Source organism: Bacillus cereus group sp. BfR-BA-01441, assembly GCF_022663075.1.
Classification (GTDB): Bacteria; Bacillota; Bacilli; order Bacillales; family Bacillaceae_G; genus Bacillus_A; species Bacillus_A cereus.
In genome coordinates this window covers 1-14,983 of sequence record NZ_JAKUEU010000002.1, presented here as the reverse complement: position 1 = coordinate 14,983, position 14,983 = coordinate 1, and the positions used below count along the sequence as shown (strand labels likewise).

Genomic DNA, 14,983 nt, shown 5'->3' with positions numbered 1-14,983 from the left:
ACAAGGCAGGATCTCTTTTTATTAAGGGGGAAAATATGTTTAATAAGGCTATCGTTATTGGTGGAAGTATGGCAGGAAAGTTTGCAGCAAAAGCATTATCAACTTTTTTTAAAGAAGTAATCATTTTAGAAGTCGGTGAAAAATGGGATGGAAAAGCTTCAAGAAAAAGAGTTCCACAAAGTAATCATCCTCACGTGTTATTAAAAGGTGGAGAAAAAGCAATTGAAGAATTGTTTCCTACTATTACGAATGAATTAATAGAAGCGGGTAGTATTATAAACAACTTTACACGTGATTTGAAATGGCATCAATTCGGTCTATGGAAACAACCGTTCATAGGGGAAGTACATATGATTCAACAAAGTCGTCCTTTACTAGAATGGCATATTCAAAAACGAATACATCAAATTTCAAATATTACTATTAAATATGAAACATTGGTTAAAGGGTTATTGGTAGATGAAAAGCTTAACAAAGTGTGTGGAGTAAAAGTTAAATATTTAGAGACAGACATACAAGAAGAAGTTCATGCAGACCTTGTAGTTGATGCGAGTGGATTTGGCTCAAAAAGTATAGAGTGGTTACGAGAATACGAAATTGAAGTACAAGAAGAGAAAGTTCGTATTGATTTATTTTACGCAACGAAAATGTTCAAACTTAAAGAAAATGAGAAATTAGACTGTTGTAATATGTTAATGTCTCCGAGTTTCCCTGATAACCCTTATGGCGTTCTTATTCAAACGATAGAAGATAATCGTTATTTTGTTACTTTCAGTGGATACGCAAACGAGAAAGCACCACAAACAGATGATGAGTTTTATGATTTTGCTGAAAACCTATCAATTTCTAATGTTACAGACTTCCTAAACAAGGCTGAGGGAATTACTGATATAAAGACATACAAAATTCCCTATCAAGTACGCCGGCGATTTGATTTAGTGAATAATGTACCAGAAGGCTTATTAGTTGTTGGAGATGCGCAATGTCGTTTTGATCCCGTTTTCGGCCAAGGCGTATCAGTTGCTGCTATGGAGGCTCACCAGTTGCAATTACTTCTGCAAGGTAGAAAACAACTTGATAAAACATTTACACAACAATTTTATAAAAAGGCAGCTAATATAATAGAAACCCCATGGGATATGACAACAACGGAAATATCACGTCATCCGCAACTAAAGAGAGAATTAACTACAAAACAAAAATTTCAGCTATGGTATACGAAACAAATATATCGACTATCCGCAAGTAATTCTGATGTTTATATTCGGTTAGTACGAGTGATGAATTTAATTCGTAGTCCATTTCATCTTTTTCATCCGAAAGTGCTACTATCTGTATTACTTAATCGAAAGTAATAGCAGGAATATAATTGATTAAAAAAGAATGTATAACAGTTAGTAAATCTAGAAGGAGAATACGGGATGGAAATATACATAGAGCAACTAAAGAAACAAGATGCTAAGGATTTATTTACGTTTGAACTTACGAATAAATCTTTTTTTGAAACAATGGTGCCAAATCGTGGCTCAAAATATTTTGAATTTGAATATTTCCAAAAACTACTAGACGATTTATTAATAGAACAAGCAGATGGAGATTCTTATTTTTATTTAATTCGTAATGAAGAAAAAGAAATTGTAGGGCGAATTAATTTAGTAGATATAGATACGGAAACTCAAATTAGTTCGCTAGGGTATCGGGTCGGAGAAAAATTTACTAAAAAAGGAGTTGCTACAGCAGCCGTAAAATTAATTTTAGATGTAGCGAAAAATAATGAAATTACTGAAGTTCATGCTAAAACAACGACTAATAATCTCGCATCACAAATTGTACTAGAAAAAAGCGGATTTTCTTCTTATCAAAACGAATCAGATACAACTTCTGTAGAATTAAATGGAGAACATGTGAAGTTTGTACACTATATTTGGAGAAATACTTCACGCTTATAATAAGGAGGACTTATTCATGAATGATTTACGTTATCCAATTGGCCAATTTACATACAAACGTCCTATAACTGAAGAAATGATTGATACATGGATTCAAGAAATTGAAGATTTACCAAATGAACTAACAAAGGCAATTAAAGATTTAGATCAGAAGCAGTTAGATACACCATATCGCGTTGGAGGTTGGACTGTACGTCAAGTAGTTCATCACGTCGTTGATAGTCATATGAATAGCTACATACGCTTTAAATTAGCACTGACAGAAAAGAATCCCACTATTAAGCCGTATAAAGAAGAGAAGTGGGCAGAGTTACCCGATTCAAAATTACCGGTAGATGTTTCACTAGTAATGCTAGATTCATTACATAAAAGATGGGTTAACCTTTTATATTCTCTAGAAATTGAAGATCTAGAAAAGACATTTAACCATCCTGAAACTGGTGAAACAAAACTTGCTGCTGCAATAGGACTATACGCATGGCACGGACGGCATCATACAGCTCATATAACTTCATTAAGAAAGCGACTAAATTGGTAACATGGAGATTACATTAGAGAAGGCGACAGAAACTGATGCAGAAGTTATATTTCAAATGCAAATAGACTCATTTAGCTCTTTATTACATAAATATAAAGACTATGAAACAAATCCAGCAAATAAAACTATTGAAAAAACTATTTTTAGAATAAATAATCCCAGCAGTAATTTTTATAAGGTGATAATAGATTCGAAACTTGTTGGAGCGATATGTATATCCGCAAAAGAACTACCTTATAAATTTTGGATTAGTCCAATGTTTATTCATCCAATCTATCAAGGGAAAGGAATTGCTCAGAAGGTACTTATTTTAATTGAAGAAATGTTTCCAGAAGCACGAAGTTTTGAACTTGCTACGATTTTAGAAGAAGAAAGAAATTGTTTTCTATACGAGAAAATGGGGTATAAAAGAACAGAAGTAATAAAGAAATTAAATGATAAAACTACACTTGTTTATTACAAAAAAGAAAGGTAAAGCATTTAAAATACGCTTTACCTTTTTATGTTATTTTAGATTAAATATACAAAAATAATGTATGTTCTTCCAAAATACTCGGGTTAGTAATTTCGAAAATGAATAAAGATACAAAAAACACTATTTTGTCGTAAAGGTTACTAGCGCTTTTTGAATGCTTAAAATACTATCGTCACCTTTAAATTCTTTCGTAATTGGTTCCTCCATACTAGACACCCAAATTTTAAGTTCTGCATCTAAATCAAAATGCCCAGCCGTTTCGATGCTATATTGTGTAATACTTTTATAAGGAATAGAATGGTATTCTGTTTTTTTGCCAGTTACTCCTTGTTTATCTACTAATATAAGACGACGATTTGTAAATACGATTAGATCACGAATTAATTTATAAGCATGCTCTACTTTTTCATCGTCTAGCATAATCTTCTCTAAATCACGTTCTACACTTTCAGAACTCGTATTTGATGCATTTCCTAAAATACCGCTAAATAAACCCATCTTAAATTCCTCCTTTAATATATGTGGAATGAATTACTTATATTGTAACATGTTACTCACAAAGATATTATGACATTACTTTAGTAGTTTCTGGTTATTGTTGTAATTCATTTATATAACTTCATCCTAATATCTTATGCTAATATGAAATTAAGAAAAGAGAAGCAGAGGGATATAGTATGAAAAATATCGGTTTAGTATTAGAAGGCGGAGGAATGAAAGGTTTATATACTGCAGGCGTACTCGAATATTTCATGGAAAAGAACTTATTCTTCCCTTATGTAGTTGGCGTATCCGCTGGAGCTTGTATGGGAGCAACCTATTTGTCGCGTCAACAAGGGAGAAATAAGAAAGTAAATACAGAGCTAGTATCAGATTACAGGTATATATCTTATCGAAACTTAATTCGAAAACGTGAATTATTCGGAATGGATTTTTTATTTGATGAAGTACCTAATAAAATTGTACCATTTGATTTTCAAACTTTCTTAAACTGTAATGAACAGTTTGTTATAGGGACAACTGATTGCGAATCAGGACAAGCCATTTATTATAATAAAGCAGAACACGGAAATGATATTTTAAAAATCATTCGTGCATCTAGCTCTGTGCCGTTTATAGCACCTGCTGTAGAATATAATAATCGAAAATTATTAGATGGAGGGATTATAGACCCTATACCTGTTTTGAAAGCCCAAAAGGATGGTTATGAAAAGAACGTTGTAATTATGACAAAGCCAGAAGGATATGAGAAGCAGCGAAATAAATTTTCAGGCCTGGCTAAAATTTTATATAGAAAATATCCGAAAATCGCAGAGAATTTAGTAAACCATTATCGTTTTTATAATGAGACGATATCTTATATGAATCAAGAAGAACAAAAAGATAATTTTTATGTAATTCAGCCAAGTGTACAGCTTCCTATAAGCGGAATAGAAAGAAATAAGGAAAAGCTTGTTAATCTATATAATCTTGGGTATATCGATGCTCAATATCATTATGAAAACTTATTAAATTGGATAGAGAAATAAAGGAGGAGAAAGTTGAAGTTAGGAAAACAAATTATTTTTAAGGAATTGCAGAAAATGCATAGTCCACTTCATAAACCGTTTCCTTATCGTGCTACAGCAAAATTGCAACGAGACCTAAAAAGTAAATTTACCGAAGATGACTGTATAAACGCTGATTTTAATCATTATTGGATGCATACAGCAGCTACTTTAAATTCTATACTAAATGGAAACGAACAGAACATTACGTTTCAACAAATAAAGTGGTTAAGAAAATCGTTTTTTGAGTGGTTTCCGCAATATCGTTTTCTAGAAACAGAAATTGTGAATTATCCCATTTTGTATAGAGATTTCATAAGTTATGAGAAGACCAGGAAGCTATTACTTTATTATCTTACTGAATAAAAGCGAAAACGTACAGGTTACATTACTTGTACGTTTTTTTGTTCATAAAACATTCAATATTAACAACTAGTTTATATAGGAATTCTAATGAGAAGAAAGAAGTACATATAATAGAATGATACAGGGAGGAGAGAGGAATAGCTGTTTTACTTTAAGTTATTGTCCAACTCGAATACAGTTAGTTATTTATGTTAAAATATTTCGAGTGAAATCAAGCTTTAAACAAAATAAGTCAACAATGCAGAAGGGACAACATTAACATGGAAAACGTATCAAAAATAGATAAATTGGAATCAATAAAATCTTTACAGTCAACAATCCGTAAACTTGAAAATGCCTTATCACAGATGACTCAAAAGGGCTCAAATACTACTTTAGTGAAAAAAAGACTCAAAGCAGCTAGTATCGGCTTAGCTATGTTAGAAAGTGTTTGGAAGCAAGAAACTCATCATTATACTCAGGAAGATTTAGCAGAAGCTCGTAATGTTCTGATTGGTTTGCTTCCATCAATTGAAAAGATTTACGATAAGTCAAAGCTTGGGAGTCCTCAAAGAACACTTTTAGAAAGAAGAATAAAATCATTGGAACTTTCTATTCAAGCGATTGATCATTTCTCTAATCAATAACTTCTCTAAACACATTACTTACGACTACTTTTATATAGGGATTCTAATGAAAAAACTACATATAGAGTACTACAAAAGAGGAAGAGAGGTGACTTCAATCATTAGTCATAAGTTAGAGCAGCTTAAAAATCAATTAAAGAATGGAAACGAAAAAGCTCTTTATACTTTTTTGCATGAAATCAAATCATACACTACTAATAGAACTATGCCCTATAGATAATCAGTATAAACTTATAACGTATATATGGTTAGGCAATCAAAATACTGAAAATGTTTATGTATTCGGTAGTTTTCCTGGTTGGGATCTGTCTGTAAATCAATTACAACGATTGTTACAGACAGATATTTGGTATGTTACGTTTAGAACAAATAAGAGTTTTATTTCAACTTATTATTTTACAGTAAATGATTTTTTCGAAAATAATTGGATAAAGCGTAGTGAACAGTATCGATTAGACCCATTTAATAAAAATACATTTGGAGAAGGTACCAATAAAGCGTCTGTGTTAAAAATAAGTATGGACATGCAGTATAGCAGTCGTTTCCCTTCAAATCATTATCCATCTGGGAGAATTGAAACATATTCTTTTCATAGTTCGATTTTAAATAACACACGTAAAATTCATATTTATACGCCTCATGATTATTCTCACACTCCACATCTTCAAGAACTTCTCATTGTATTTGATGGGAATTCATTCATTCAGAGCCTTTTAATTGAAAAAACACTTAATTATTTAATTTACGAAAAAGAAATCCCATCTTGCATTGCTGTTGCTATAGATCCTGTCGATCGATTAGAAGAGCTAACTTATAACGATAAAATGAATACATTTTTAACAAAGGAATTACTTCCGTGGATTCAATCTAAGTATCACGTTTATCAAGAAAGGAATCATACAACAATTGCTGGTTTCAGTCTTGGTGGCTTAGCAGCTTTTTATGCAGCACTTCAAAATCCACATGTTTTCGGAAATGTGTTGTCAATGTCTGGATCCGTACATTGGAAAAAGGATAATTATGAAAATACAATTCCTTGGATTGAAAATCAAATTTTATCAATAAATTCTAATACGACTCATCTACATTCTTACATAGCAGTAGGTGAACTCGAAAACGAACCTCTTTTAACGGCTAATAGACGGCTATATAAAGCTTTAGAAGAAATGAAACACCACAAACCACTTAAGAAGAGTTTCAAGGCGGACATGATAGCGTATGGTGGCGAGAAAAGCTATTCGATGGATTAAGGGCATTAGAATTTACAAAAACGACATTAGAAAATAAAAAGGAGAGAGAATCTATGAATCAAGAAGAACTAGATAAAAAACTAAAAAAGCAAGAGATTTTAGTAAAAGATGAGAAAGTTTGGTCCTATACGTATGAAGATCATATTAGTTCTATCGTTAAAGAAGCAGAAAAGAAAGGGTCTTTTGATCATTTACCTGGTAAAGGGAAACCTCTTAATCTTGATAAAGATCTTTCGTACAATCCTGAAAAGCAACTTTATAGAACTTTAGCAAATAATCATGTTTTACCTAGGTGGATTGAGCTTTCAAAAGAAATTGATGATTTAAAAGAAAAGCTAAAAGAAAATACAAATACTGCAGAAGCAGCGGATTTAATTCGAACTATTAATAAAAAGGTATTAGAACATAATCTACTTTGTCCACCAAGCGCGCAAAAAATGAGGGTGAAAATGGATTTTTAACGATTTTCAATTAAGTTATCGCTTACTATATAATTAAGTTAGGCATTTTCAATTCATTACTAAAAGGAGGCAAATATAGTGAAGAATACGTATCAACTTCAAATTCCGAAAGAACTAGAACAGTATCGTAGTATTTTAGAAGAAAGTGTGAAACCGTATGTTAAAGTGTCTGGAACATTAGCAGAGACAACGCTTTTTGAAAGTAAGTTTGGTGGATATCCGTATTTACCTATAGATCAAGAGCATCCTAAAGACTCAAACGGACAACCTATGATGCTACTTGCGCAGTTAAACCTTGAAGAAATACCAAACATTGAACATATGCCTCAACATGGAATGTTACAGTTTTTCATAAGTGCTGAAGAAGATCTTTTTGGAGCAGATTTTGATCATCCCACAAGCCAAAAAGACTTTCGAATTGTTTATCATTCTACAATCACAGCGGATTTAACTAAGGTGATTACTGATTTTAGTTATTTAAACACTTTAGATTTAGAGAATTTTATCATACCCAAAGCAGCAAAACTAAAGTTTGAGTTAACATATCAACCAGTAACACCAAGAGATTATCGATTTGAAATGATTTTTAATGATAACATTGATTGGGAAGAAATTGTTGATGAAGAAAATAATACAGAATTAGGCGAACTGTATGATGATTTATGTAAGGATCAAGGACATAAAATTGGTGGTTATCCATTTTTCACACAGACAGATCCAAGGGAATGGGAAGAAAAATACCAGCAACATGACATATTATTGATGCAAATCGATACAGACGATTCATTAAATATTATGTGGGGCGATTCTGGGGTTGCTAATTTCTTTATACGTAAGGAAGATTTGTTGAATCTAGATTTTTCCAATGTCATTTACAATTGGGATTGTTACTAGAAGATATAAATAAAATAATAGCAAACAAAAAATCTTCCTGAAGGTGAGGAGGATTTTTTTATGTTAAAAATAAGCGTTATGTTAACTAGAATAAAAAACAATGAGTGTAATGAAAGTCAAGTCTAAATAACAGAAATAACAACAAATAATGTAAAGTTGTAAAACATGTGCAAATAGCAATAAATTCATTAAGTAAAACATAAAATAAAATTACTAATTTATATTTTGTATAGAAATAATTTTTCTGTATAAAAATTTCTTGCCAATCAAAAATGTTTTTAATTCGTTAAATCTTAAGCGATTATTGATTAAGATTTGCTGTGATGAATTTATAACAAATAAAAACGATAAAAACTGAAGAAATTTGTTTAGATAAGATTTAATGTAAATCTCACCAAAAATCTCCGCTTCGTCTCATTAAGTATAGTTTACTTGGGTTTTGATACCTGGTATTGCTTTGTTTCTATAACTGCCTATAATATATATTATGTTAACTAACTTTAAATAATAAACTTATTATAGGTAAGTTAGTTTTTGTGATTAGCCTCCCCTCGTTCTTTTTAATCATTCTGTGTGATGGATTGTTTAGTTGTTTGTTTTATAAGTTGTTGATGAAAATGTCTCCAGATATAAATTATATTTAAGACAATAAAAAATGCAATTCGTTTTAACTGAACGCATTAAACGAATTGCATTGATATGATTCATAATAAGTTTTTAAAATTAGTTTGCTACAGCAATTGCTTCGATTTCAATTAAAAAGTTATCGTTAATTAACTTTCTAACTTCTACAGCTGAACTTGCTGGTGGATTTTTAGTATCAATGTATTGATCTCGTATATCTCTAACAGTGGCCATTTGAGAAATATCTGTTAAGAAAAATGTTAATTTTACTACATCATTAAATCTTAATTCCGAAGTTTCTAATGCACTTTTAATATTTTCGAAAACTTGTCGCGTTTGTGTAGCTAAATCACCAATACCAACTATTTGACCATCAGTGTTAATCGCTACTTGTCCAGATATGTAAATTGTTCGTTTAGCGTTACTAACTTCCACTACATGTGAATATCCAAAAGTTGGTGGCATCGTTTCTGGATTGATAAATTTCTTTTGCAAGGTGTCTCTCTCCTTTTTTATCAAGACAATTGTAAAATCTATGTATTTACTATATTCAATCAGTAAAATTAAGAATCCTTTATGATTTAAAAATAAAAAACCTTAGAATAGCTATCTTCATACCTATTCTAAGGTTTTTTAGGATTTTATATTTAGTTATCGCTAGTGGACATTGTTAAATTAATCTTTTCATAATCTCTTTTAAATTGATTATCATTTTTTAGCCAACGTTTGAAAGCCGATTCGCTTATTTCTAAATTTGAACAAGTTGTAGCATTACATTTATTTTTCATATATTCTTCAAGGAAACTTTGTTTTCTTTGTTTAACGGCAGTTTGAGTTTGTTTTAATTTTCGATCTTGTAATTGATCTAAACTCAGACTTTCTTTCTGAAACACTTCATATTTTCTATGCAAATAAATATCTTTGTCTTTATAAATCCAATTTGAAAATAGTTGTATTGATTTTCTTCCAGATAAAATAACGCGATAATGTTTGTTTTGATTTAGTAAATCGGCTCGTAAATTGCGATTCTGAAGAATTTGATGTAAAGAATTCATAAAGTTATATGATCCACCTACGAAATTAACTGTATAAGTTTCATACTTGACGTAACCATCCCCATCAAAATACCCACGAACAAAATGATGCAAATATTCTTCTGGTACAAAAGGAAATTCGATGTTAAATGATTTACATGGCGTAATTCCGTGTATGTTCATAAGGTCGTCTTTTATTGTTTTGCTATTAATATTTAGCATATATACGCCTGTTTTTTTGTTTTGATAAAGTGGCTGGTTTGTTTTTAGTTCTTTTTTTATATCTTCTAAAATATAACTTTCTTTTTGAGATATACTGACACATTGATTTTCTTTCTGTATAACACCATCTGCTGCTATAAACCCTAAAATATAAGCCATATTGTTTGACCACGTTTTAAAATAATCTTCTGTTATGTCATACTTTCTCTTCCAACTCCCTATAGCGCGTCTTGGTACGTTATTGTCTGATAAAACCATACGAATATACCTTGCAGACACATTAGCAAGCATGGCGATTTCTGAGGTGCTCTTCCCTTCAGTATACAAATGCATGATTTCAGATTTTGATAGTTTACATTTTGATTTCTTTTTTCGCTCTATGTGCACTTACATCCTCTCCTTCCTTTCTTTTATTAGAGACATATTTTCTTCTATAACATACAACGAAACATATGTTCTTTGTTGCGTATAAGAAGGAATTTACTAAATAAAAACAATTTACATGTACTTAATATTTGTTTTAACTGCCACTGTGCAATTTGTACTTTATAGATACAAATAATGAATTTGACGAATTTATGAAATACAAGGCAATTTAGATGAAAGGTAAAATAATATAGTTTAAACTACAAATAGCTACAATAACAACATACATAAATTGTTAATCGTAAAAAGGAGAACGAATGAATAAGAAATATACAAATCAAATTCATACTGATATGAGTTTTAAACCGACAGATATTATAAGTTTAATGACGGATTACTTTAAAATAAAATCAAAGCTGCGTCCTATAAAGGATTTGCCTATCGTTTTATCAAATAAAGATAATGAATCGTTAGAGAGTGTTACATGGTTTGGCCATTCTGCTTCTCTTTTGAAAATAGAAGGTAAAAAACTATTATTAGACCCTATGTTTGGAGATGCCTCTTCCCCATTTCCTTTGTTTAATAGTAAACGCTATAGTGGTACTTTTTCTTTAGAACGTGATGACCTTCAAGAAATTGATGCGATTATCATTTCTCATAATCACTATGATCATTTGAATTACAAAAGTATTATGCAGTTAAAAGATCGCGCAAAGCACTTTTATGTTCCAACTGGAGTTGCACAATATCTTATTAAATGGGGTGTTTCGCCTAGTAAAATTAGTGAACATAATTGGTGGGACGAAATTACGTTTGATAATATTAAGTTAGTATGTGCGCCTGCAAGGCATTTCTCGGGACGTGGTATGACAGATAGAGATCGTTCATTATGGTGTTCATGGCTTATTCTTGGTCAAGAGACTAAAATTTTCTTTAGTGGTGATAGCGGTTATGCCCCTCACTTTAAGGAAATTGGTGATAAATACGGTCCATTCGATCTTACATTAATGGAATGCGGGCAATATGATCCGAGGTGGTCTGCTATTCATATGTTGCCTGAAGAAACGGTACAAGCTCATATTGATGTTAAAGGAGAATTACTTCTTCCGATTCATTGGGGTGCTTTTACATTAGCATTACACGAATGGAGTGATCCGATAGAGCGTGTTACGAAAGAAGCTAACCGTTTAGGAGTTAAAATTACAACGCCTCAAATTGGTGAATCTATTACGTTAAAATCTACAAATTATCCTTCATCCGCTTGGTGGAAGGAAATTTAATTATAAATAGAAAAAGAGCGAATCCTCTTATAAAGAATTCGCTCTTTTTTCTGTATTTAAACTTATTTCACAATATTGGATTTCCCACTATCTAAAACTCTATTTGCTGGTACACTGGACATTTCAACCACTGTATTCATACTCTTATCAGTCAGTTCAATGAGTTCGGTTTCATGTTTTATTTTATTTAAATCCCACACCATCCCATGAAATTCATTATGCTGACCACTTACCTGTATAATGCTTTTTGTTTTATTTGAAGGCTGTATTTGAAGATTTGTAAATTGATTCCCACTAATTTCATTTGGCGTAGTTACTTGACTATCCATATAAATCATATTTACACAGTCTTCTAAAGAAAAGTTCATAAAACGATTGGCATTTATCCAAGCTTGTCCGGTGCTCGGTTTTTTTGCTACTAATTTTAGTCCGGTTTCCATTCCTACAATTTTAATGTTTTCGAAGTTAACAAACGAAATTTCATTTTCTTTTCCAGCAGAGTATAAAGAAATTCCGGTACCTTTATTCGTTTCCGTCCAATTAATAATATTTATATCTTTTATTTGTGTTTTGTTCCAAGTGTTATAATATTTATTTTTACCGTCTAAATAAATAACTTCAGAGTTAAATTTAGGATCGTCAATAGCTATATACGCTCCTTCAATGGATGCGTTGTTCTCCAGTTCTAGAACTCTAAAGTTTCCCTCAACTACAAATTGGGATCCATAACCAAATAATAATTTCACACCTTTTTTAACAATGATTGGTGACGTAATTTTATACTTCTTATCATCAAGTAATACCGTTTTAATTTTACTAGATTCTGCTTTATTAATAGCAGATTGTATTTTTATTGAGTCATTTTCCCCTTTAAAGTTTTCTACATACAAGTTAGTACTTTTAGCTGCATAGTCTTTTTTATTGTATTGATAAAAAGCAAAAGTAATTAAAACTATACCAATGAGTAAAACAATTATTTTCTTCATCATACTCACCCCATATCGATTAATCTATGGCTTTTATATTGAGGTTATTATTATTTTGCTTTGTATTTCAGATTACCATTGCTGCTTTGTCTATGATTGAATTATATTATGTAGGATTTAGTAAACTGTTTGCTTTACTAATACATCATTCTTATAATGTATTGATTTATGATTTCATAAATCAATAGTCTGCTTGTACATAATGTAATTCCTTCCTCTATCCCTAATACGCTCTTACTGGTGATATAAGATGTACTGCTGCAGATTGCTCTCCTGCTTCAATCAATATCGGTCTCATAGAACCGCCAAAGCTTAAAGTAATCGTTTCTTCTTTTATTGCTCTTAAAGCATCAACCATAAAACGCCCATCGAAAGATATATTTAATTGTTTTTCACCTTGAATCGCATCTATTTGTTGCGTTTCGGATATTTGCCCAATTTGAGAAGCGTTTGAAGAAATTTTAATTGTAGATTCGTTTATGATTTCTAAGTTAACATTGTTATTGGCCCATTCACTTGCTAATAAACTTGATCGGTCTACACCTTGTAATATCTTTTTTCTATCTACGTTAATAATCGTTTTAAAATCATTTGGAATAAGGTTAGAAATATTAGGATATTTCCCTTCAATTAGTCTTGAATATAATGTAGTTGTTCCGAGCGTAAATATAATATGACTCTCTGAAAGGTAGATATATACGAATTTCGAATTGCTGTTCATTAATTTTAGAAGTTCATTAATGGTTGCGCTTGGTACAATACAATTTGCTTTTACATCTGAGGAAAGTCGCGTTTCACGTATCGCTAGTCTATGTGAGTCAGTTGCAGCACAAATAAACTTATTATTAGATAACTCTATATGCACCCCAGTAAGAACAGGTCTAGATTCATTTTTTGCTACCGCAAAGACTGTTTGTTTAAATACTTCAATCAATTGCTCTGTTTCTACTTTGATTTCTGCATGATTGTCTATAAGCGGTACATTCGGAAACTCATCTGCAGGAAATCCATTTAAACTTAATGTGATTTCTTCTGATTGTATCTTAATAATTTGCTCATTCTTACTTTTTATTGCTATATCACTTGGCATTTTCTTTATTATTTCAATAAAATACTTTGCAGGTACAACAATAGTTCCTGCCTTTAAAATAGTTGCAATCTTTTCGTCTTCAATTAAAACAGGAATGAATTTTTCAATAAAAATATTCGAGTTACTTGCAATTAAAGTAATTCCAGATTGATCTGCAGTTATTTTTATACCAGATAATATAGGAATTAAAGATTTTGTTGATATTGCTTTGTTGACTTCTGAAAGTGCTTGAGTGAATTGTTTGTGATTAACGATAAACTCCATTTTTTCCCCGCCTTACATGAGATAATATTTTTATGAAGATTGATGAACGATTGTTCCGTTAAAAAAGTACGGTACTGTTTCTTTCCTTTGTAATAAATCTAGTAAATGTTCTGGTATGCGTAAATATGGAGCTGCTATATGTAATTCCATCCAAGTAATTTCTTCGATTTCTTTTGGTCTTGATATATATGTCTCCCCGCCAATTATTTCGCCTAGAAAATTAAAGAAAATTGCATGATGATCTCTTTCCTCGAAAAAGGCTTCGCTGATAGAACAAATCCCTTTTACGTTTATATGTAACCCTGTTTCTTCTTTTACTTCTCGAATTACTGCTTCTTCCAATGTTTCTCCTAATTTAACTGCGCCACCTGGTAATGTATAATAAGAACCATTTTCCCCTTTGTTTTTTACCATTAAAATCTTTTCATTAGTTTTATCGTACAAAATCGCGTATGTAACATTAACTTTTTTCATATGTACCTCCTCTATTTTTAATAAAAGGAATTTTCTGTCTTCTATTCATTCTACCATTAACTCCTTTTAATATATATAAGTTAGTTAAGTCTTGCCTTTACCACTATTGGTGGAGTTAATAAGAATAGGCTACTGATATAAAAAAAGAACGTACCTTAGGAAGATTATCCAAAGTACGTTCTTGCAGTTTTAGAATAAAGTATCTAAATTAATTAACCTACACCCTTTTTCAATTGCAAATTCTTCAATAAGTTTTATTAACTTGGTTCCATAACCTTCGTGTCTATATTCTTCAGAAACCCACAGGAAATCAACATGTACGTGGTGCCAAAATGTAATTGCAGTTATTCCACCTACAATTTTTCCCTTTTCATTTCTCACTATAAAACTAATTTTTTCTGAAGGCTTTTTCTCTTCATCTGAAATATGTTTTTGGTTATATTCAATTACTTTTTCTCTTATGTAATCACTATCTTCTTGGACCCATTGTTTTACTATTTTCATTTTAATTATCACGCTCCTTTTAAAGTATCTATT

The 14,983-nt window shown here is 31.1% G+C and carries 15 protein-coding genes and 2 pseudogenes; 10 read left to right on the top strand and 7 right to left on the bottom strand.

Annotation, left to right across the window (positions count from 1 at the left end):
• The first annotated feature begins 35 nt into the window (after window positions 1–35).
• The 4 genes and pseudogenes from MR107_RS01140 to MR107_RS01125 all read left to right on the top strand — a co-directional run.
• A complete protein-coding gene (locus MR107_RS01140; protein WP_137396759.1) occupies window positions 36–1,355 on the top strand; it encodes an FAD-dependent monooxygenase in 1,320 nt (439 codons plus the stop codon).
• A gap of 66 nt (window positions 1,356–1,421) precedes the next feature.
• Window positions 1,422–1,949: a GNAT family N-acetyltransferase gene (locus MR107_RS01135; protein ID WP_000409236.1), complete on the top strand. Its 528-nt coding sequence runs from the start codon at window positions 1,422–1,424 to the stop codon at window positions 1,947–1,949.
• Between the two features lie 16 nt (window positions 1,950–1,965).
• Window positions 1,966–2,487, top strand: coding sequence for a YfiT family bacillithiol transferase (locus tag MR107_RS01130; RefSeq protein ID WP_000999069.1), 522 nt, complete (start codon window positions 1,966–1,968; stop codon window positions 2,485–2,487).
• 1 nt (window position 2,488) lies between these two features.
• Window positions 2,489–2,962 (top strand): annotated as a pseudogene (locus MR107_RS01125) (GNAT family N-acetyltransferase); the annotation flags it as partial.
• A 120-nt stretch (window positions 2,963–3,082) separates the two neighbouring features.
• Here the strand turns inward: MR107_RS01125 and MR107_RS01120 are convergent.
• On the bottom strand, window positions 3,083–3,460 hold the full coding sequence (locus MR107_RS01120; protein ID WP_000522476.1) for a PH domain-containing protein: 378 nt from the start codon (window positions 3,458–3,460) through the stop codon (window positions 3,083–3,085).
• 179 nt (window positions 3,461–3,639) lie between these two features.
• On the opposite strand from MR107_RS01120, the gene MR107_RS01115 reads away from it, so the two are divergent.
• The 5 genes and pseudogenes from MR107_RS01115 (at window position 3,640) to MR107_RS01090 (ending at window position 8,106) form a co-directional block, all read left to right on the top strand.
• Complete coding sequence (locus tag MR107_RS01115) at window positions 3,640–4,491, top strand: patatin-like phospholipase family protein (RefSeq protein WP_088344344.1); 852 nt, start codon at window positions 3,640–3,642, stop codon at window positions 4,489–4,491.
• A 12-nt stretch (window positions 4,492–4,503) separates the two neighbouring features.
• Window positions 4,504–4,875: a YxiJ-like family protein gene (locus MR107_RS01110; RefSeq protein ID WP_242292004.1), complete on the top strand. Its 372-nt coding sequence runs from the start codon at window positions 4,504–4,506 to the stop codon at window positions 4,873–4,875.
• A 260-nt stretch (window positions 4,876–5,135) separates the two neighbouring features.
• Entirely contained in the window at window positions 5,136–5,501 is a 366-nt protein-coding gene (locus tag MR107_RS01105; RefSeq protein WP_000432659.1) for a hypothetical protein, read from the top strand.
• An 88-nt stretch (window positions 5,502–5,589) separates the two neighbouring features.
• Window positions 5,590–7,212: pseudogene (locus tag MR107_RS31650) on the top strand (DnaJ family domain-containing protein).
• A gap of 78 nt (window positions 7,213–7,290) precedes the next feature.
• Complete coding sequence (locus MR107_RS01090; protein WP_242292002.1) at window positions 7,291–8,106, top strand: YwqG family protein; 816 nt, start codon at window positions 7,291–7,293, stop codon at window positions 8,104–8,106.
• A gap of 723 nt (window positions 8,107–8,829) precedes the next feature.
• On the opposite strand, the gene MR107_RS01085 is transcribed toward MR107_RS01090, so the two are convergent.
• Together MR107_RS01085 and MR107_RS01080 are read right to left on the bottom strand one after the other, a co-directional pair.
• Window positions 8,830–9,225, bottom strand: coding sequence for a RidA family protein (locus tag MR107_RS01085; protein ID WP_001169707.1), 396 nt, complete (start codon window positions 9,223–9,225; stop codon window positions 8,830–8,832).
• 152 nt (window positions 9,226–9,377) lie between these two features.
• On the bottom strand, window positions 9,378–10,373 hold the full coding sequence (locus tag MR107_RS01080; RefSeq protein WP_242292001.1) for an LAGLIDADG family homing endonuclease: 996 nt from the start codon (window positions 10,371–10,373) through the stop codon (window positions 9,378–9,380).
• A gap of 296 nt (window positions 10,374–10,669) precedes the next feature.
• Here MR107_RS01080 and MR107_RS01075 point away from each other — a divergent pair, with 296 nt between their 5' ends.
• Window positions 10,670–11,632, top strand: a complete 963-nt coding sequence (locus tag MR107_RS01075; RefSeq protein WP_071739423.1) for an MBL fold metallo-hydrolase — start codon at window positions 10,670–10,672, stop codon at window positions 11,630–11,632.
• 62 nt (window positions 11,633–11,694) lie between these two features.
• On the opposite strand, the gene MR107_RS01070 is transcribed toward MR107_RS01075, so the two are convergent.
• The 4 genes from MR107_RS01070 to MR107_RS01055 all read right to left on the bottom strand — a co-directional run bounded on the left by MR107_RS01070 (window position 11,695) and on the right by MR107_RS01055 (window position 14,950).
• Window positions 11,695–12,618, bottom strand: coding sequence for a hypothetical protein (locus MR107_RS01070; protein ID WP_000721081.1), 924 nt, complete (start codon window positions 12,616–12,618; stop codon window positions 11,695–11,697).
• Between the two features lie 223 nt (window positions 12,619–12,841).
• Window positions 12,842–13,972 carry a DNA polymerase III subunit beta gene (dnaN, locus tag MR107_RS01065; RefSeq protein ID WP_242292000.1) on the bottom strand — a complete coding sequence of 377 codons (1,131 nt, stop codon included), beginning with the start codon at window positions 13,970–13,972 and terminating at the stop codon, window positions 12,842–12,844.
• Between the two features lie 30 nt (window positions 13,973–14,002).
• Window positions 14,003–14,446, bottom strand: a complete 444-nt coding sequence (locus tag MR107_RS01060; RefSeq protein ID WP_048656831.1) for an NUDIX hydrolase — start codon at window positions 14,444–14,446, stop codon at window positions 14,003–14,005.
• 189 nt (window positions 14,447–14,635) lie between these two features.
• Entirely contained in the window at window positions 14,636–14,950 is a 315-nt protein-coding gene (locus MR107_RS01055; RefSeq protein ID WP_075677086.1) for a GNAT family N-acetyltransferase, read from the bottom strand.
• Window positions 14,951–14,983: the final 33 nt, after the last annotated feature.